This is a genomic window from Clostridium thermopalmarium DSM 5974, from assembly GCF_002995795.1.
Lineage (GTDB): Bacteria > Bacillota > Clostridia > Clostridiales > Clostridiaceae > Clostridium_H > Clostridium_H thermopalmarium.
Window position 1 is genome coordinate 84243 of the sequence record NZ_PVXN01000065.1, and the last position, 19278, is coordinate 103520.

18 protein-coding genes and 1 riboswitch are annotated in these 19278 nt (G+C 30.1%); of the genes, 4 read left to right on the forward strand and 14 right to left on the reverse strand.

Annotated elements, in window-relative coordinates:
* Positions 1 to 40 precede the first annotated feature (40 nt).
* Positions 41 to 2230 (reverse strand): ATP-dependent helicase, encoded by a 2190-nt coding sequence (locus CPAL_RS12615; protein WP_061857205.1) that lies wholly within the window; start codon positions 2228 to 2230, stop codon positions 41 to 43.
* Positions 2231 to 2616: 386 nt separating this feature from the next.
* Between CPAL_RS12615 and CPAL_RS12620 the strand changes: the two genes are divergently transcribed.
* Positions 2617 to 4092 carry a nicotinate phosphoribosyltransferase gene (locus tag CPAL_RS12620; RefSeq protein WP_061857206.1) on the forward strand — a complete coding sequence of 492 codons (1476 nt, stop codon included), beginning with the start codon at positions 2617 to 2619 and terminating at the stop codon, positions 4090 to 4092.
* Between the two features lie 73 nt (positions 4093 to 4165).
* On the opposite strand, the gene CPAL_RS12625 is transcribed toward CPAL_RS12620, so the two are convergent.
* The 8 genes from CPAL_RS12625 to CPAL_RS12660 form a co-directional block, all read right to left on the reverse strand.
* Positions 4166 to 4390, reverse strand: a complete 225-nt coding sequence (locus CPAL_RS12625) for a hypothetical protein (protein ID WP_061857207.1) — start codon at positions 4388 to 4390, stop codon at positions 4166 to 4168.
* Between the two features lie 83 nt (positions 4391 to 4473).
* Entirely contained in the window at positions 4474 to 4914 is a 441-nt protein-coding gene (locus CPAL_RS12630; protein ID WP_165815349.1) for a DUF4430 domain-containing protein, read from the reverse strand.
* 63 nt (positions 4915 to 4977) lie between these two features.
* A complete protein-coding gene (locus CPAL_RS12635; protein WP_061857209.1) occupies positions 4978 to 6708 on the reverse strand; it encodes a DUF4430 domain-containing protein in 1731 nt (576 codons plus the stop codon).
* Between the two features lie 24 nt (positions 6709 to 6732).
* Positions 6733 to 7419 carry an ECF transporter S component gene (locus CPAL_RS12640; protein ID WP_061857210.1) on the reverse strand — a complete coding sequence of 229 codons (687 nt, stop codon included), beginning with the start codon at positions 7417 to 7419 and terminating at the stop codon, positions 6733 to 6735.
* 1 nt (position 7420) lies between these two features.
* A complete protein-coding gene (locus CPAL_RS12645; protein WP_106024760.1) occupies positions 7421 to 9040 on the reverse strand; it encodes an ABC transporter ATP-binding protein in 1620 nt (539 codons plus the stop codon).
* Position 9041: 1 nt separating this feature from the next.
* Positions 9042 to 9875 (reverse strand): energy-coupling factor transporter transmembrane component T family protein, encoded by an 834-nt coding sequence (locus CPAL_RS12650; RefSeq protein WP_061857212.1) that lies wholly within the window; start codon positions 9873 to 9875, stop codon positions 9042 to 9044.
* Positions 9876 to 9964: 89 nt separating this feature from the next.
* Positions 9965 to 10161, reverse strand: a riboswitch (cobalamin riboswitch).
* Between the two features lie 40 nt (positions 10162 to 10201).
* A complete protein-coding gene (gene dmpI, locus CPAL_RS12655) occupies positions 10202 to 10387 on the reverse strand; it encodes a 4-oxalocrotonate tautomerase DmpI (protein ID WP_106024761.1) in 186 nt (61 codons plus the stop codon).
* A gap of 20 nt (positions 10388 to 10407) precedes the next feature.
* Positions 10408 to 11049 carry a lactate utilization protein gene (locus tag CPAL_RS12660; RefSeq protein WP_106024762.1) on the reverse strand — a complete coding sequence of 214 codons (642 nt, stop codon included), beginning with the start codon at positions 11047 to 11049 and terminating at the stop codon, positions 10408 to 10410.
* Between the two features lie 137 nt (positions 11050 to 11186).
* Between CPAL_RS12660 and CPAL_RS12665 the strand changes: the two genes are divergently transcribed.
* Positions 11187 to 11540 carry a hypothetical protein gene (locus CPAL_RS12665; protein ID WP_106024763.1) on the forward strand — a complete coding sequence of 118 codons (354 nt, stop codon included), beginning with the start codon at positions 11187 to 11189 and terminating at the stop codon, positions 11538 to 11540.
* Between the two features lie 44 nt (positions 11541 to 11584).
* Here the strand turns inward: CPAL_RS12665 and CPAL_RS12670 are convergent, their stop codons facing one another.
* The 5 genes from CPAL_RS12670 to CPAL_RS12690 all read right to left on the reverse strand — a co-directional run bounded on the left by CPAL_RS12670 (position 11585) and on the right by CPAL_RS12690 (position 17384).
* Positions 11585 to 12745 (reverse strand): M20 family metallopeptidase, encoded by a 1161-nt coding sequence (locus CPAL_RS12670; protein ID WP_106024764.1) that lies wholly within the window; start codon positions 12743 to 12745, stop codon positions 11585 to 11587.
* Positions 12735 to 13985 (reverse strand): Zn-dependent hydrolase, encoded by a 1251-nt coding sequence (locus CPAL_RS12675; protein ID WP_106024765.1) that lies wholly within the window; start codon positions 13983 to 13985, stop codon positions 12735 to 12737. Before CPAL_RS12675 ends, CPAL_RS12670 begins: the two co-directional genes overlap by 11 nt.
* A 29-nt stretch (positions 13986 to 14014) precedes the next feature.
* Positions 14015 to 15205 carry a hypothetical protein gene (locus tag CPAL_RS12680; protein WP_106024766.1) on the reverse strand — a complete coding sequence of 397 codons (1191 nt, stop codon included), beginning with the start codon at positions 15203 to 15205 and terminating at the stop codon, positions 14015 to 14017.
* Positions 15206 to 15450: 245 nt separating this feature from the next.
* Positions 15451 to 16692 carry a serine hydrolase gene (locus tag CPAL_RS12685; protein ID WP_106024767.1) on the reverse strand — a complete coding sequence of 414 codons (1242 nt, stop codon included), beginning with the start codon at positions 16690 to 16692 and terminating at the stop codon, positions 15451 to 15453.
* Positions 16693 to 16781: 89 nt separating this feature from the next.
* On the reverse strand, positions 16782 to 17384 hold the full coding sequence (locus CPAL_RS12690) for an NUDIX hydrolase (RefSeq protein ID WP_061857221.1): 603 nt from the start codon (positions 17382 to 17384) through the stop codon (positions 16782 to 16784).
* A 116-nt stretch (positions 17385 to 17500) separates the two neighbouring features.
* Here CPAL_RS12690 and CPAL_RS12695 point away from each other — a divergent pair, with 116 nt between their 5' ends.
* A complete protein-coding gene (locus tag CPAL_RS12695) occupies positions 17501 to 18838 on the forward strand; it encodes a D-alanyl-D-alanine carboxypeptidase family protein (protein WP_106024768.1) in 1338 nt (445 codons plus the stop codon).
* A gap of 145 nt (positions 18839 to 18983) precedes the next feature.
* A complete protein-coding gene (locus tag CPAL_RS12700) occupies positions 18984 to 19271 on the forward strand; it encodes an ArsR/SmtB family transcription factor (RefSeq protein WP_061857223.1) in 288 nt (95 codons plus the stop codon).
* Positions 19272 to 19278 lie beyond the last annotated feature (7 nt).

Here is a 19278-nt window from a genome sequence, read left to right on the forward strand (position 1 = left end):
ATATTGCATAGAATAATATGATATACTATACTATAATATACTATATCATTTTCTTTATTAATCCATTATTATATAAAGTTAAAGCATCAAAACTTCTATTTATACCATTTTCAAATTTTATCTCTATTATCTTGTCATCAATGTATATTATTTCTCCCTTTCCAAAGGTTTTATGAATTACATGTTCTCCCTTATCATAGTCATTTCTCATTAGCATATTAATTTTACATTCCTCAAGAAATCTAGATGGCTTTTTACTTTTTCCTCTTATATCATTTGATATAGAAAGCCAAAGATTATCTATGCTCCTAGTAATGCCTACGTAAAAAAGTCTTCTTTCTTCTTCCAAATTAGTATCTACACTGCTTATATGAGGTATATTATCTTCATTACAGTTTATTATAAACACATTTTTAAACTCCATTCCCTTGACCCCGTGGATAGTGCTTAAAACAACTCCTTTTTTATCCTCTCTTTTTTTGCTTCTGCGAATTTGTTCTTCTACTTCACTTACATGAGCTAAAAAACTAATTATTGTAGCATATTCTTTTGATGACTCTATGAATTCTTCTACTATATCTTCAAGCTCTGAAATATCCAATTTATATTTTGATGCATATTCTCTTAAATACTCATAATATCTCAAATCCTTTAGTACAAAATTTATAGCTCCTGCAAGAGACATTTTGTTAAGGTTTTGTATATCTCTTTTCAATTTATATATAACTTTCATCTGAAAAGGAGGAATACTTTCAATTTCTTTTAACACTTCAAAACAGTCTTCACCAATGCAGTTTTTTCTTAGCTTTTCTAGATTTACTTTGCTTATATATCTAAAAGGTTTATTTATTATCCTAAAAAAGCTTTCTTTATCTTTTTTGTCTATACTAAGTTTAAGATAAGCTATTATATCCTTACATATAAAGTGCTCGAAAAAATTATATTCTTTATCTAGAAGATAAAAAGGGATTTTCTTTCTGATAAAAGCATCTATAAAACTTCTGCTTTCTATATTGGTTCTATAAATAACAGCATTATCCTCATATTCATATTTTCCTAAAGATACTAGTTTTATAATATTAAGTGCTATATCTTCAGCTTGATTTCCTTCTCTTGGATAATTTAATACTTTTATTTTAGGTTCGCTGTTTTTATAAGCATACATACTTTTTTCATTTCTCATCCTGTTATTGCTTATCAAATTATTGGCTATATTTACGACGCTTTTAGGACATCTATAATTTGTTGATAAAAATATTTTTTTACCTTCTTCGAAGTCATGATGAAAATTCACCATACATTCTGGTTTAGAACCCCTAAAACCATATATGCACTGATCTTCATCTCCAACAACGAAAATGGAGTTTTCTTTATTTAAAAGCTTTAATATGTCTATCTGCGTACTGTCACAGTCTTGAAATTCATCTACCAGTATATATTCAAAAAGCCTTCTATACCCTTTTAACACTTCCCTTTCTCTCAAAAACAACTCCTTGCACTTTATTTGTAAATCATCAAAGTCTAGCAAATTGTTTTTCTCTTTATATTCCTCATAAGTTTTATAGCACTCAAAAAAAATATCTTTATCTATATTAGGAGAAAAATCCTGATCTGATATATTACTTGTCTTATAAAAAGATATGGTATTAATTATTTCTTTAATTTTCTCTTCGCTTATCTCGTCTAAATAAGAACTTAATACATTTTTCACTATTCTATAAGCTGTATACGATTCTATTATATTTATCTGTTTATACCTCCTACTTAATATTTTATAGAATAGTCCATGAAATGTACCAAAAAAAGGAGCCTTGTTTGAACCATTTATACTTAAATATCTCTTTTTCATGCTCATAGCTGCTGCCCTTGTAAAAGTTATTACAATTATGTTATCAGGATTTACTCCCTTTCCTCCTAGCAAATATTTTATTCTTTCCTCTTCAATATTATTACTATTATTACCATTTAAGCATTTTTTTAATATATTTATATCATTCTCAACTATATGCTCAGGATAATATTTAGATTTATATATTGGTCCAAATGTAACTAAATAATCTATCCTTCTGATTAGAGTAGTGGTCTTTCCTGCCCCTGGACACGCTATTACAGCCAAATTTCTATCATTACTCAAAACCGCACTCCTTTGCTGTGTATTTAGTTCTTTATATCTATTTTCAATTATCTTATCCCTTAACTCATAAAACTCCTTAATTATTTTTTCTTTCATGCCTACACCCGCCCATATACTATTTTGTAAATAAAATTATATATCATTATAGACCGTTTTTTAAATTTTAATCAGAATATAACTATTTTACGACGTAAAATATTTCTAACTGCTAAACTTTTCAACTCTCCACTTGCGCCTTACTGACTTAAATTTTAGAAGAACCTTCTATTGTCTGAGCTAGCAGCGAGCTTAGAAGGTTTATGAGTTTTAAAGTCAGAAATATTAGAGCTTCTTTGCCAAGTGAATCTTTCCTAAATGCAAATCCCATGAGTGATGTTGTATAAGAAAATTATGCCGCATTTTTCTTGTATTTTTTCTTGATAAACCCTTAAAATAAGTATATCATTATATAAAATACACTTTAATAGTTAGAGGGGAAAACGATGGACAACAACAATTTTTTTAATATTAAAAATGGTAGAAATCTTACCATGTTAGTAGATTTTTATGAGCTAACTATGGCAAATGGCTACTTCGAACATAATGTAGGTGAAAAAATATCATATTTTGATATGTTCTTCAGAAGAGTTCCCGACGGCGGTGGTTACTGCATAATGGCAGGAGTTCAACAGCTTATGGACTATCTTTCTAACCTAAAATTTACAGATGAAGACATTGAATATTTAAGAAGCAAAGGAATTTTCTCTAATAAATTTTTGGAATACCTTAGAAACTTCAAATTTGAATGCGATGTTTGGGCTATTCCAGAAGGTAATCCTGTATTTCCTGGTGAACCTTTAGTGACAGTTAGGGGCCCTATAATTCAAGCTCAATTTGTAGAAACTATGATTCTACTTACAATAAATCATCAAACTTTAATAGCTACAAAAGCAAATAGAATTTGTAGGGCTGCTGAAGGAAGACCTGTTATGGAATTTGGTTCTCGTCGTGCTCAAGGATATGATGGCGCTATTTACGGTGCTAGAGCTGCAATCATAGGAGGATGTAGCGCAACAGCTTGTACTATAGCAGAGCAGATGTTTGAAGTTCCTGCAGCAGGTACTATGGCTCATAGTTGGGTTCAGCTCTTCCCTACAGAATATGAAGCCTTTAAAGCTTGGGCGGAAACTTCTCCTAGTGATTGTGTTCTTTTAATAGATACATATAATGTTTTAAAATCAGGACTTCCTAATGCTATAAAGGTTTTTGATGAAGTTTTAAAGCCAATGGGATATAGACCAAAGGGAGTAAGAATTGATAGTGGAGATATTACATACTTAACTAAGCAATGTAGAAAAATCTTAGATAGTGCTGGATATCCAGATGTTAATATAATAGTTTCAAATTCTCTAGATGAACACATAATTACAGATGTGCTTGCTCAAGGTGCTAAAATAGATAGCTTTGGAGTAGGCGAAAGACTCATAACTGCCAGATCAGAACCTGTATTTGGTGGAGTATATAAATTAGTAGCCATAGAAGATAATGGAGAAATAATTCCTAAAATAAAGATAAGCGAAAATGCAGAAAAAATTACAAATCCAGGTTTTAAGAAAATATATAGATTATTTGATAAGACCAGCGATAAAGCTATAGCTGATTTAATTTGCCTAAGCACAGAAAATATTGATGACAGTAAGCCTATTGAAATATTTAACCCTATTCATACTTGGAAAAAGAAAAAGTTAACCAATTATTATGCTAAAGAGTTAATGGTTAAAATATTTGAAAAAGGTAAACCTTGTTACAAGAATCCAAGTGTGAAGGAAATCCAAGCTTTTGCAAAACAGGAAACTGAGAAGCTTTGGGAAGAAGTTTTAAGATTTGAAAATCCTCATTCTTACTATGTAGATCTTTCTAAAAAACTGTGGACTTTAAAACATGAGCTGCTTGATAAATATTCTAATTTATATCAATAAAAGCAAATGCAGAGATTATTTTATATATTCTCTGCATTTTATTTTTTTTTAAATTATAAAAGATTAAGAAATTCTAAAAAATACTTAAATATTTTTTTTCATGATATAATTCATCTAATATATTAAAACCTTCGTTCCTAAATAAATCATTATATCTCATCTTTTTTTCCAAAAACATTTCTTCATCGATGCATTTAAAAGGACAAACACCGTTAGTATCCTCATAATTATAAAACGCACATTCCTTAAAACAGTTTACTTTACTCTCATAGGTAGATAAGAACGGACATCTAGACATATATAACGTACCCCCCAGTTTGTTATTTAAGTAACTATATTATAAACCATAATTTGTAAAATTTGAATAGGTTTTCATACTTTTTAGTTTTTTAATCCGTCCTTTAAATACTTCCACTCTACCTTATCTTCAGATTTTAATTTATATCTTCCTGAACTTACAGAAGGTCTAGTACCATTTACATAATAACACCAACCGCTTAAAGGTCCATTTGATCTTTCTTTTATTCCATTTATCATAGAAAAATATACAGTATCTCCACTTCCTAAAATAGTATAATCTATTCCTTTATCTTTTAATACTTCCTGTGTAACTTCAGCTACACTCTTATTTTCTAAATTTATTTTTAATTTTAATATATTTTTTTGCTCAACTTCATCATAAATTATAAAATTTTCCCCTTGACTTTTGTTGCTACTTATAGATATATTTTCTCCTATTTTATTTTGATATCTATTATATATCATAATAAGTCCTGAACAAATTATTATAACTAAAGCTATAAGACTTATCTTTCTTTTCATTACCTCCATTATCCTCCCTTGAAAGTTATACAAATACATTATACTTTTATTTATAAAGCAGCCTTATTTAGGCTGCTTTCTCTTATAAATTATTATGCCTGCAATTCCGATTACAACTATAATCCCCAAATAAATAAGATTATTTGTTTTATTTTCAGAAAGTGCAGTATATTTCTTTAAATCTTCTCCATTTTTACCACTATAATAATTGTATTTTCCATTTTCCTTAAATTCTCTTAGTGATATTAAAGCTCTTAATGCTTGTTCTGAAGAAATATAATTCGATTCCTTATCTTCTAAGGCATGCTTAAACCCACCAATATCATTTTTAAAAGAAATTAAAGCTTGAGATAAATTTCCCTCATTCTTAAAAAACTTCTCCTCTTCTGGGCTTACTCCTAAAGAAGTTAGTGCAATGATTGAAGCTGAGACTGTTTCACTAGATATACCGTACATACTAGGAATATATCCTTTTTCATCTTGAAAATATGATAATGTGTTTACAACCTTATCCAAAACTTCTCTTATGTTATTATCTTCTTCATAGTACTTACTTAAAGCTGAAACAGCCATAGCAGTTATATCTGAATCTATGTCACTTCCAGAATAACTCCATCCTACTAATTCTTTGTTTTTCACACTTTTTGTTATCTTTTTATCTAGTAAATATTTTATATAACTATCTTCTATTTTATCGTACCCTTCAATATTACAATAATTTAAAGTGATGAGTCCAAAAATCACATCATTTATTAAAAACTTATCTATATCTCTAGAGAACAACTCCTTAACTAAGTCCACTCCTCCAAAATCATAAGGGCTGTATCCTGCATTGACTAAAGTCATTATAAGCTTTTCCATATCAATGTTATTTATATTACCAGTACCATTTTTCTTTACTTCTTCATAAGTTTTTGATATATAATCATTTCTGCTTTCTATAAATTTATTATTAGGTTGTACATTTAATTTCATCATGCTTATCTCTGCCCAAAGTTCATAATTTGAGCTTTGCTTAATATAACTTATAGCATCACTTATTTCTTTATCCAAATCAATTGTTTTTAAATCAGTATTATCTTTTTTGATAGAATTTCCTATATTAAAAGTTATAACATCATTTACAACCTTTGGAACCCTATTTTTATCAAAGTCCATTAGTTCAAGAGTATGTTCGCCTTCTTTTAGACCTTCTTTTATTAAAATAACATTTTCATTAACCTCAACTTCTTTTTCATCTATCTTAGCTTTAACATTCTTTATAGGCTGAACTACCTCTTTTTTAGTCTGAAAATCAGTATATGTATTGTTCAATGTTATTTTTAGTTCTTCATTTGGAACATTAGTTGAATATTCTATCTTATTTGCAGTTAATGTTCCCATATCTCCATAGAAAACTATAAGCTTGTCCCCATCTTTAAGAACAAATTTATCTATAGACACAGTTATATTCTCATAATTTCCATTTCTATTTACAGCATAAAGCCATCCATCATATCCACCAAAAGTTTTGGCCTTAACATTACCTATAGACTCTATATATTTTCCATACTGTTCATCCTTAGTTTGAATGTCTATGTTATTCTTATCTAAAACATCTTTTAATGCTTCATATCCATTATATTTACTGCTTTTACCTTTAACTATTATTCTATCATTGCTAACTACAGATATTTCCACTCCTTTCTTTGTATCAGCTTTTGCCTCTTTTCCTAGCATAAAAAATATTTGTACCACTAAAAATAATAATGCTAAGCTGCTACTTAGAATCCTTTTTAATCCTATCTTCTTCATGGCTTTACTCCTTTCTGCTTACAATTAATTTATATAAGTAAATCTTAATCTTTTTTTAAATCTCACTAGTATTTTGTAAAATTTATCATAAAATAATATGACGAATATAAAATTTCCTCCTGCATGCATAATATCTATAGGAAAGGAGGTTAGATTTGTACTTAATATAGTTTCAAAATTGATAACCTTAAGGCCAGATAATATAACCCATAGATTGGTTATCCATCCAAATAAAATACCATAAAAGAAACATATAATTCCAAACACTTCACTGGATAATCTTTTATTATTTATTCCTAAAATTCCTGAAATAGCTCCTATAATTCCCCAAGCAAACATCTGCCAAGGTGTCCAAGGTCCTTGCCCTAAGAATATGTTGGATATAAATGCAGCTGTACTTCCTATTAAAAATCCCTCATAGCTTCCAAAAACCAGTCCTGAAAGAGCCACTAAAAATGTAGTAGGCTGTACACTTGGAATAATATAAAACGGAACTCTGCATACTGCACTGAAAGCACTTAAAGTTGCAACCAGAGCTATTTCCTTAGTCCCCATAGAACTTTTTTCAAAATAAAAATAACTTAAAAATAAAATCAATAATACGGATAAAGTTATTATAGCTCCTATATTTTCATTGTTTCCATATTTATATGCCATAATCATTAAGGCTCCTAATATACAAACTGTTAACATCAAAATTAATCTTTTCATATTATATCTCCGTAAAATTCATAATATCTTTTAATGTAAATATATTATTATTTTTATCTCTAATTAATTTGTTTATAGTAGTTGTATAATATATTCCTTCACTTAACACTTCCTCTTTAGAGCCCTGTGCAACTATTTCTCCATTAAACATAAGCAAAAAACTGCTGCCATATTCCGCTGCAAACTCTATATCATGAGTAACCATAAGTATGGTTGTACCTCCTTCATTGAGTTTTCTTAAAGCTTTTCCTAAACTTCCTTTTATTTTATTGTCGATTCCTCTAGTTGGTTCATCCAAAAGAAGTATTTTAGGTTTTAAAACCAGAATAGATGCTATAGCTAGTCTTTGCCTTTCCCCTCCGCTAATGTCTCTTGGATTTTTATCCTTTATTTTATATAAATCAAGAGTTCTTAATGTTTCTTCTATAATCCCTTCATCTATTATTCTATAATTATCCAAGGTAAATTTAACTTCCTCATAAACAGTATCCTTAGATATATAATCATTAGGGTTTTGAGAAACATATCCCACCGTTTTAGCTAAGTCCTTCAACGCCTGTTTTTTTACTTCTTTTTTATCAATTTCTATGCTTCCTTTATATTTTATAAGCCCCATAATACTTTTAAGAAATGTACTCTTCCCAGCTCCATTAGGCCCTAAAATACTTATAAAATCTCCATCTCTTACGCTCAAATTTATTCCCCTTAGTGCTTCTTCCTTTTCATAGCTATAATACAGTTTTTTAATATTTATCTTTATAACTTCATTTAAATTATGTTCTTTTGAAACTTTTCTTTCATATTTAAAGCTTTTAAGTCTTTTTCTGGCTTCTTTAAGATTTTGAGGAACTTCACTTATGTTCAAACTTTTGCACAGCTTTAAGTAGCTTGGGAGAAAGCTAGTTATATATTCATTTTTCTCTCTATACATATCCATTTTGTTTCCATAAAAAACTTTCCTGCCTTGCTTCATTATAAATATCTTATCTGCAGCATTAAACCACTTTTCCACCCTCTGCTCAATAACTATTATAGTAACTCCCATCTCCTCATTTATTTTCTTTACAAGAGAAACTATTTCTTCAGAAGAAGTTGGATCTAGCTGAGATGTAGGTTCATCTAAAATGATGCATTTAGGAAGATAGGAGATTGCAGAAGCTACAGCCACTTTCTGTTTCTGCCCTCCTGATAGGGTATCTATATTTCTATTGGCTAAACTTAATATATTTGAAAACTGCATAGCTTCAAATACTCTTCTTTTTATCTTCTTTTCCTCTACTCCTGTATTTTCAAGACCAAAAGCTACCTCTCTATGAACTTTATTCATCAAAAGCTGTCTTTCTGGATCTTGAAAAACCATGGTTATTTCCCTGCTTCTTTCATTATATTCCATATCATTTAAAGGCTTTCCACCTATGATTATGCTTCCAGATATGTTTCCTCCATAAAAATTAGGTATCGCCCCAGAAATGCACTTTCCTAAAGTGGATTTTCCAGAACCTGATTCACCGAGAACAAGCACTATATCTCCACTTTCTACAGAAATATTTATATTGTCTAAAGCCTTTTCTTTTGTATCGGGATAATAATAATTTAAATCTTTTATTTCAATATACTTCATATCATTCCTCCTTTCTAAAATTCAACACATATGTACATACACCTAGAAGTATTATCAAAATAAATATAAGTATGCTTCCTAATAAAAAGTCACCTTCTTCTTTAGTAAATATTTTATATATAATAAATGCTGCAAAAATAATAATTCCCTTTATAATCAATATGTAATCCGATTTTTGTAATGGTTGTTTATCATAAATACTTCTTTCGCCGCTTAAAAAACCTCTTATATATGCTGCTTCTCCTATATCAAATGCCCCCTCTAATGAACTTTCTAGCAGCACAGAAATAACTGGAACATACCCCTTTACTTTGTCTATTAATCTATTTCCCTCAAAATCAACTCCTCTTATGCTGTATATCTCTTTTAAAGAATATATTCTTCTCTTCATGGCAGGAAAAAACTTTAATGCTATTAGCATAGTAAGAGTTGTTTTAGGAAGCTTTTTAGAAAAGTATGATAAAGCCCTATCAGAATCTATCATAATTTCAAGGTTTATGAATATATGAATTACCAAAAGCAATCTAAAAGAAAATATAAAAGAATAGGACATAGCCTCCAGAGTAAAATTCTTATTTAATATAGTAAAAATTATGGTGCTTCCTTCACTTACAAAAACAGAATTTATTATAACCCCTACAATAAAAAAAGGTATAAAATATATAAAGCCTTTTTTAAATTTATTCATATTTTTACTGCTCTTAAATATGATTATATTAAATATAAAAACCCCAAACAGTATAATAGGACTGCTGGTGCTTAATATAATTAAGATTAAAATCAGATTTAATATAATAGAGGTCATTGTATGCATTTTATTATAACTATTTTCCATATTTCCTCCAAAATAAAAAACCGAACTTAGAAAGTTCGGTTAAGATGCAAAAAAGCTCAAAACCTTCACCTTCCCTCCGAAGATAAATGGCTAAAACTACGATTATATAAGATATCCTGACTTGTGCTTCATCCTCTTAGTACCCTTCCCTAGAAAAACAACATAGTTCTGCTTTTCTAAGTGGTTATGTACTATTTGTCCGCACTTACAGTAGCGGGGGCTGTTATGGATTTACACCATATTCCCTTATATAATCTGCTATTCAATTTGAATTACATTAATATTATCATTTATCTATTTACTTTGCAATAACCACCATATGGTTATTATTTTCCATCAGAAAGCAGCTTTCCTCCAAGTCCTATATTATCCATTTCATTTTCTCTTATTATTGTTACAAAAGCATGTTCTGGTATCCCTAGAATTTCACTAGCACTTTTAGAAAAAGCCTCAACTAATTTAGCTTTCTTTTCTCTGTCCATTTTTGGTCCATCCAAAGTTATAACTGGCATAATCAAATACCTCCTTAAAATTAATATCCTAAATTTTCTCCAACCACTACAACAGTTATATCAGTAATGGAAGGTTTTCTCTTCATAACAGAGTAAACTCTGCATATTCTTTTTTCACTTCTGCAGTCCATACAAGTTCCTATCTCAGTGCAAGGTGTTCCTACATTTAATCTTTTTGTATTCTTTGGTGCAGCTTCTAGTTTTATTCTCTCAAAGGCTGCATTCTCATCTGTACAGATTTTGTTTACTCCAACAACCACTATAACCTTTTTAGGTCCAAAAGTCATAGCTGCTACTCTGTTTCCAACGCCATCTACATTTACTAATTTTCCATCTAATGTAACTGCATTGCTGCTGCATAAAAATAAATCACTTGTAAGCTGTAATCTTCTTATTTCCATCTTTTCATCTGGTGACAAATCCGGAGCTCCATGATCAAGTATCTCTGCTCCAATCTTTCTCATTTCATTTTGTACTCCTAAAGACTTTATAGTTTCTGAACCACCAAATCCTACTTTATCTCCACTCTTTACATATCCTAGAATATATTTTGCAGCTTCTTTAGAACTTTCAAAATACACCGCATCAAAATAATTCTTTTTAAGAGCTTCTACTACTCTCTTTCCTAAAGTTTCATTATGCCACTTGCTTACATTTTCCATACTATCAACCCCTTTAAACTTCATTACACTTATCATTATAAAATAATATTAGACTTTATGCATAGTTTTATCAAGTAAGTATATATAAAATTTCTTTGCGGTATACTAATGATGAAATTTAATTAAGAGGTGTTACTATGTATGTTACTAGCATATCCTTATCATATATATTTCTAGGAATGTTTCTACTAGCCTCAGCACTTTTTCTATATTTCAAATCTTTAGTTATAAAAACCCTAAAAAAAAGTCCTTCTAGAGAGGAAATAATAGAAAATATGCGTAATGTAAAAGAATGTAGACACAGAAATTCTAACATAGCTAACTTATATGGCTTTTGGGGAATACTGTCCTTGATTATATTTATATATTTTAAATTTTTCTATAGTTTTGGATTAATAAGAATGAATTATGTAATTATATACTTAATTATAGAAATTATATCTATAGTATTTTATGAGATAAAAGTGAGAAATCTTCATAAAGAAAAATAATTGCACTAAAAATAGTGCAATTACTTTTTCAACACTTTATAATTTTACTGTTCATTTAAGAAATCTACTGCATATTGAGCGTAAAGAGAAGAGCCTAATGGAAGTGCATCTTCATCAACTGAATAATTAGGATGATGCTGAGGATAGCAAGCTCCTTTTTCAGCATTTCTAACACCTAAAAGTGCTATAACTCCTGGCACTCTATTCATAAACTCTCCGAAATCTTCTCCTCCAGATATTTTTTCTAAGTGTGTGGTTTCAATACCTACTTTTTTTGCAGCTCCAGAGGCGATTTTAGAGCACTTTACATCATTTATTACTACAGGAGTTGCAAAATTGTACTCTAATTCTGCAGTTGCTCTATAGGCTTCGGCTGTGTTTTTTGCTACTCTCTCTAAAATCTTAGGAAAGTTTTCTCTTATTTCTGGATTAAAGCATCTTGTTGTCCCCTCTAATATTCCTTCACTTGCTATAACGTTAAATCTAGAACCAGCCTTAAGACTTCCAACACTAACAACTGCATTCTCAAGAGGACTAATCTCTCTACTTACTATTGACTGTAAATTCATAACTATAGCAGATGAAGCAACTACTGCATCTATTCCTTGATGAGGTGCAGATCCATGTCCACCTTTACCTTTAACTTTTATAGTGAATAAATCTGCAGAAGCCATTCTTGGCCCTTCTTCTACACATACCTTTCCATATTCTATATCACTCCAAACGTGTATGCCGAACACACCGTCCACACCTTCAAGTGCCCCTTCTTTAATCATTCTCTTAGCACCTTCGGCTACTTCTTCTGCTGGTTGAAACATTAACTTAACTGTTCCATTTAATTTATCTTTGATGGCATTTAGTATTTTTGCTGCTCCTAAAAGCATAGCTATATGGCAGTCATGGCCACAAGCATGCATATATCCCTTATTTTGAGATTTATATTCTACATTATTACATTCTTCAACAGATAATCCATCTATATCTGCTCTTAAAGCTACAGTTTTTCCTTCTTTTTTTCCTTTTATAGTAGCTAATACACCTGTGCCTGCAATAGGTACATAGGATATTCCCATATTATCTAATTCTCTTTTTATCTTCTCTGAAGTTTTAAATTCATAAAGACTTGGCTCAGGATAAGCATGAAACTCCCTTCTTAAATCTATTATATATTGTTTATACTTTTCTCCTAATTCTTTAATTACCATAACTAATTACGCCCCCTAATTTTAATACTTCCTTATATGCTACCTCAATTCCCTTTTGAAGATCTTTATAATCAGTCCATTCCTCTGGACAATGACTTCTTCCATCCTTGCTTTTTACAAAAATCAACCCTACCTTTGTTATTTCTGCCATAATCATAGCATCATGTCCTGCCCCACTTAACATAGGTTGGCTCGAAAAGCCTAATTCATTGCATATATCATTAAAATCAGCTACTATATTCTCATCCATTTTTACTGGATTAACATAAATTTTTTCTTCTATTGTATATTTAACATTTTTCTCCTTGCAAATTCCTTGTAATAAACTACATATTTCATCTTTAACCTTTTTTATGCAATCTTTATCTTTTGATCTTATATCCACGCTAAAGATAACCTCTCCAGGTACTATATTTGAGGCTCCTGGCAAAACTTTTAATGTTCCTACTGTTGCTACGGTTCCTCCTCCAACTTTCTTTGCTATGCTGCTTATTTTACTTATAACATTAGAAGCTGCATCTAAAGCATCGCTCCTCATATTCATTGGAGTAGTGCCAGCATGATCAGGTCTTCCTTTTATTACTATTTCTATCTGATTTAAACCTACAATATATTCAACTATACCTATATCTTTATCTTTCTTTTCTAAAATAGGTCCTTGTTCAATATGCAGCTCAATAAAAGCTTTAATATCTTCTGGTCTTCTTTTAGCATCATAAATTTTTTCAGGATCTAATCCAAATTCTTTCATTGCTTCAGCAATTGAAATTCCTGACTCATCTTTTGAATTATACAATTCCTCTCTTGTAACCTTTCCAGCAGCTGCTCTGCTTGCAAACAAGCCTCTTCCAAATCTACCTCCTTCTTCTTCTATCATAGCTACAAATTCAATTGGATGTTTTAATTTAATATTATTCTCTCTTATAACTCTAGCAATCTCTAGTCCCATGACCACACCAGCTGCACCATCAAATTTTCCTCCATTTTTTACAGAGTCAAAGTGAGAACCTACCATTATTACAGGAGCAAACTTATCTTCCCCTTCTAATCTTCCTACCACTGTACCAACAGCATCTTCATATACTTTAAGCCCTGACTTTACCATTTCGCTTTTTATATATTCTCGAGCTCCTCTATCTTCTTTCGTAAAAGTTAGTCTAGTAATGCCCTTTCCAGGAGTTGAGTTGAATTTTGACAATTTTTCTATATATTCTTGTATTCTATCTACATTAGTAACCATATACCCCATTCCCCTCTTTAATTAATGCTTTAAAGCAATTTTACAAAGAATCCTGCAATAATTACAGAAGCTATGGTTACTGTTGTAAATCCTCCAACTAACATTTGCGGAAGCATATTATCTAAAACATATTCATTTTCTTCCTGCGTTTCGCATACGGATTTCACAGCTTCATGAGTTAATATATAGTCTGCTGGAAATCCAAACAAAGCAGTTAATGCAACTGAAAATGCCATTTCTTTTGAATACCCAAATAGCTTTCCTAAAAGCATAGAAACTATTGCCATTCCTATTACTCCTAGAATAATGATTCCTATAAGAGGAACTAAGATCTCAGATAACATTGCTGGAGTAGCCTCAGATAAACTTGCAAAAATATATGCCATAAGCACTGTCATTAACCATCCAAAAGCATTTGCCTTATTTAATGCTTTCTCTTCAAGGAAGCCTAACTCACATCCTATAACTCCGAATACTAAACAAACTACAAACTCATTAATATGAATTATTGGAGCAACTAAAGATGCAAGCCATGCCACAATACCTAACTTTAAAAGAATCATATATGATGTCTGATATCTTTCTGGTAATGGTGGTATTAACTTCTTTCTACTTTTCTTTTGTTCTTCAGTAACTGCAAGTTCCGCTTTAGCTTTATAATCTTCTGCTCCTCCATTTCTAAATTTTGTAACAACTCTTTTAGCTTCCTTTTTTAAACATAGTGCTGTTAATGGATATCCTGCAAAGCCTTGCATTATATACATACAAGTAGATAGAACAGCTAAGCTTACAAGTCCCTTGTCAGTTGCTGCTTTTGACATTAATATAGAAGCCACAACTCCTCCAGTTAAAGGTGGAGTAGCTACTACTACTGTCTCCCATCCAAATAACACCTTTCCAATAGTTAAATCCATTGCTACTATACCTGTAATTCCACCTAATGCTATTACAATAGTTTTCCACTGCCCCATTAATTCTCTAAGACTCATTAAAGTTCCCATATGGGTTAAAAGCAAATACATGGATAGGGTAACTACTGGCTTTACAAAAGAACCCTTATCGATTAAATCCTTAGGGAATATTGTCCAAAAGCCTATTAAGAAGATAATTGCTGACATAAATACTGATGGAACAAAGGCCTTAGACTTAATTGATACCATTTCCCCTACGGTTAAAACTAATAAAATTACACTAAATGCTGCAATAACACTGAAACTCATGTTATACGCACCCCCTTTAAATTTATTTTTAATTTCTAAAATTGAATAGAAATTAGCCCCAAAAAAATGTTAAATCAAACAATTATTTTCCTGATATTTTATCAATATACTACGCTAAAGTCAATCATAAATTTGAATTTTTTTGATAACTATGATATGGTATATTGTTTATGATTTCGTTTTCTTTTGGAATATTTACAAAAAATAAAAAGGAAGGATGCAGATTATAGCATTCTAAACATAATCTACATTCTTCTTCCTTTTACTTCATAGTCATATATAACTCTTCCTAGGTTTGATAAAAATGGCATACCTATCTTATAATATTCATACTTACTATCATTAAAAATTTCATTTTCATTAGTATATATAACAGCTGTTAGCATAAACTCAATTCCTTTATCTATGTCTGTTATATAAGCATTATCAATTAGATACCCATAGGCACACCCTATTTTATTATAAATTTTAATGTTTTTAGGTATTGGACTGCTCTTATCTCCAAAAATAAAATATTTAAAATTACTGTCTTTTAGATTGTACTTTGGACTGTCACATTCTTTAGGCAGCATACTCATATACTTTCTTAAAAATTCATAATCATCTTGTTTCAAATTAAACCTTTGTTCATAAGGAATCTGCTCTGGAAACATAATTGCTTTTAAAATTCCTTGAAGATTCTCTATAGAAAAAAAATTATTCCTAGAAAAATCCTTTGGAGAATGTATAAGAGTTTTTCCCGATACATATGCTTTACCTTTAATTACTCCATCCATGTGATTTGAATAGTCTTTATTATTGTAAGCCATAGGTTGCTCATAAATTATTTTTTCTCCATTGTAAAATGTAATAGGATTGGTATACTTATTTTCTTCATAGCTCATATTATTCCCAAGTCTGTGCAGTATTCTAGTATCCTTATATCCTTTTTTCCACAAAGTCTCATTATAATATTCTTGACCTAAAAATTCATACAGTCTATCAAACCCATCATTATCGCTGACAACCAAAATTTTTTTTATATAGTTTGCAATGGTAGGTTTTTTATCTTTTGCACTATAGTCATAAATTACAGCCTTTTGTGATGCTCTTCCCTTCCCTATCTTCATAGGAGTATCCCTATGTATTCCTAAATTATTTAGTTTTTCTAAAGCTAATACACAGGCTGATAGCTTTACAGAACTGGCTGGATAAAAATACTTACTGTTGTCCACCCTATATTTAAAAGATTTAAAACTAGGTACATTATTTTCATCTCTATTTATCTGAGTATACAATATTTGAACTTCATATTTCTCTGGATTTTTCAACACTGTTCCAAACAAATCTTCTCTACTTTTTAATAAGTTTTCTATTAAATTGTTATCAGAACTAAAAGGATTGCTAACAGCCTCTGCTTTTTCATTAAAAACTGATAAACTTAAACACTCGAATATGATACATAATAGCAGTAGTATACTAATTCTTTTTATGAAACCTTCCCTCATAAACCTGCACTCCCAACACTAAATTTTCTACTACTACTATGTAATTTAACCAAAGCCATTAAAAAAATGTAAAACATCTTTTAACGTAGTCAATTCATTCTTATTACTTCAACAAATCTTTTAATGATTTGTGCAGTAAATCCCCATATGACATAGTCTTTGAAAATATAAAAATACTGATTATACTTTCTTCTTGAAAATTTATAATTTTTCCCTCCCTGAATGAGATGATAAGGAAAATCATCTTTCATATGTGGTCTTATTTCTACTTCATGAACGATAGGATTATTTTCTAAAAAGAATTTTAATGGAACTTTAAAAATATGATCTACTTCATCTTTGTTTGGGTGTATGTTGCCTGTTTTTAATTTAGCTACAAATGGAAATATTATAGAATTATAAGGACTTATAAAATAGTCCATTTCTCCAATAACTTCTATTTCTTTCTTGTTTATATTTAGCTCTTCTTCAGTTTCCCGCACAGCTGCTTCCATTGGACTTTCTCCTTCTTCGATACCTCCTCCTGGTAATGATATGTCTCCTGGCTGCTTTCTTAAATGCAGTGCTCTTTTTTCGAATAAAATATATATTTCATCATCTTCCTCTATAAGTAAAATCATAACTGCACTTTTACGAAAATCTCCTATAGGACCGCCTTTTCTATTTTTAAATATTTTTTGTATATACTCCATTTTCATATTCCTCTCTTTCTTAAAGCTATATTTTTTCTGTTGTTCTAATTATATTAAAATGTTATACTAAAATCATGCTTAACTAAATAAAAATTTTGAATTGGGAGAGATGAATCTTGAAACGAAAATTTTCAACCTTATTATTAACAATATTTTTCGTAATTTCATTTTCTATAACAGCTTTTGCTGCAAATGCGGACTTACCAACAATCAAGGGCAAATCAGCAATAGTAATGGATGCTAAAACTGGAGAAATAATATACGCTAAGGATATAGATGCATCTCCAATGTATCCTGCAAGCACAACAAAACTTTTAACAGCCTTATTACTAGCTGAAAATAAAAAACCTACAGATTTACTTAAATATACGGAAAATGCTGCAAATCAACCTGAGTATACTTTGCGTACTCTTGTAGGTAAAAATAATCTTCGTGTTGGAGATACAATGACTGCAGAGGATGCAATGAAAGCTTTACTTTTATTCTCCGCAAACGATATCGCTTATATGATAGCTGATAATTTAGCTGAAAGTCCTGCTGATTTTGCTAATATGATGAACGATAAAATAAAAAGCTTAGGTTTAAAGCATACTCACTTTGTAACACCTAATGGATTGGATAACGGCATAGATGATCATTATACTTCTGCTTATGATCTAGCAATAATAACAAGGGAAGCTTATAAAAATTCTTGGGTAAGCAAAGTTATGGGAACAAAAAAGGATAAGGTGGAAATTTCCAACGGAGCTATAGCTTATATAGAAAATAGAAATAAGTTATTAGGTCAAAAGATAGATACTGCCTTTGCAGATAAAGTTGGTATCGATCTTGAACAAGTTCCTGCATCAAATGCTGTATCTATAGGCGGTAAAACTGGATACACTGCAAAGTCTGGAAGAACTCTTACAAATGTTTTCGAAAAAGACGGAAGAGTGCTTATAGGTGTAGTTATGAAATCAGTTTATGACGCTAACGATACCTATGTATTTAATGATATGGCAAAAATAATAAACTGGGCTTATGCTGCTAAAAAAACTCCTTTATATAAGGCTAATACTGAATTAAAGACTATATCCATTAAGTATAAACCCTTAAAATTTTTGGGACCTGAAAAAGAGATTAAGGTTCCTGTAATCCTAAAAGAAGATGCTACTTATTATGAAAATGAAGCGAATAAGTCTGAGATTAAAACAGATTTTCAAATTTCTAAAGACATCAAAGTAAGTAAGCTAAGTACAGATAAAAGTATAGGAAAATTAGTTTTAAAAGAAAGAAATTTTACAACAACTTATGATTTATACCCTACTATATCCTCTAAAGCTGTAATTAAAAATAATATTTTATTATACATAGGAGCTGGAGTTGGTGCAGCAGTTGTAATATTATTAATACTAATTTTTATTAGGCTAATATCTACAAGCAGGAGAAGAAGAAAAAATAGAAGAATTTTTTAAAATAAACCTAGGGCAAAGCTCTAGGTTTATTTTTTTATATTATGCACAACCTAATGACAGAAGTAGTAAAAATTTCTTTAGCACATTGACAACTATATTCATATATTGTAATATATGAATATAATAATACACGAGGTGATTAATCTTGGATAATGATTTTGAAAAATATGATTCAATTGCAGAACTGCTAAAAGCTATAGCTCATCCTGTACGTCTATGCATAATTAAAGGGCTAATTAAAAAAGGTAAATGCAATGTAAGCCACATGCAAAATTGCCTTGATATACCACAGCCTACTGTTTCTCGCCACCTTCAGATGTTGAAAAACGCAGGAATAATTAAAGGCGAGAGAAATGGCCTTGAAATAAACTATACTGTTTGCAATAAAAAAGTAATTGAAATTATAAACTTATTATTTGATGAGAAAGAATAACTTAAAT

Excerpts from the sequence above, each read along its gene's own strand:
- CPAL_RS12615 (WP_061857205.1), bottom strand. The coding sequence starts at position 2,230 with ATGAAAGAAAAAATAATTAAGGAGTTTTATGAGTTAAGGGATAAGATA.
- CPAL_RS12620 (WP_061857206.1), top strand. The coding sequence starts at position 2,617 with ATGGACAACAACAATTTTTTTAATATTAAAAATGGTAGAAATCTTACC.
- CPAL_RS12625 (WP_061857207.1), bottom strand. The coding sequence starts at position 4,390 with ATGTCTAGATGTCCGTTCTTATCTACCTATGAGAGTAAAGTAAACTGT.
- CPAL_RS12630 (WP_165815349.1), bottom strand. The coding sequence starts at position 4,914 with ATGAAAAGAAAGATAAGTCTTATAGCTTTAGTTATAATAATTTGTTCA.
- CPAL_RS12635 (WP_061857209.1), bottom strand. The coding sequence starts at position 6,708 with ATGAAGAAGATAGGATTAAAAAGGATTCTAAGTAGCAGCTTAGCATTA.
- CPAL_RS12640 (WP_061857210.1), bottom strand. The coding sequence starts at position 7,419 with ATGAAAAGATTAATTTTGATGTTAACAGTTTGTATATTAGGAGCCTTA.
- CPAL_RS12645 (WP_106024760.1), bottom strand. The coding sequence starts at position 9,040 with ATGAAGTATATTGAAATAAAAGATTTAAATTATTATTATCCCGATACA.
- CPAL_RS12650 (WP_061857212.1), bottom strand. The coding sequence starts at position 9,875 with ATGGAAAATAGTTATAATAAAATGCATACAATGACCTCTATTATATTA.
- dmpI (WP_106024761.1), bottom strand. The coding sequence starts at position 10,387 with ATGCCAGTTATAACTTTGGATGGACCAAAAATGGACAGAGAAAAGAAA.
- CPAL_RS12660 (WP_106024762.1), bottom strand. The coding sequence starts at position 11,049 with ATGGAAAATGTAAGCAAGTGGCATAATGAAACTTTAGGAAAGAGAGTA.
- CPAL_RS12665 (WP_106024763.1), top strand. The coding sequence starts at position 11,187 with ATGTATGTTACTAGCATATCCTTATCATATATATTTCTAGGAATGTTT.
- CPAL_RS12670 (WP_106024764.1), bottom strand. The coding sequence starts at position 12,745 with ATGGTAATTAAAGAATTAGGAGAAAAGTATAAACAATATATAATAGAT.
- CPAL_RS12675 (WP_106024765.1), bottom strand. The coding sequence starts at position 13,985 with ATGGTTACTAATGTAGATAGAATACAAGAATATATAGAAAAATTGTCA.
- CPAL_RS12680 (WP_106024766.1), bottom strand. The coding sequence starts at position 15,205 with ATGAGTTTCAGTGTTATTGCAGCATTTAGTGTAATTTTATTAGTTTTA.
- CPAL_RS12685 (WP_106024767.1), bottom strand. The coding sequence starts at position 16,692 with ATGAGGGAAGGTTTCATAAAAAGAATTAGTATACTACTGCTATTATGT.
- CPAL_RS12690 (WP_061857221.1), bottom strand. The coding sequence starts at position 17,384 with ATGGAGTATATACAAAAAATATTTAAAAATAGAAAAGGCGGTCCTATA.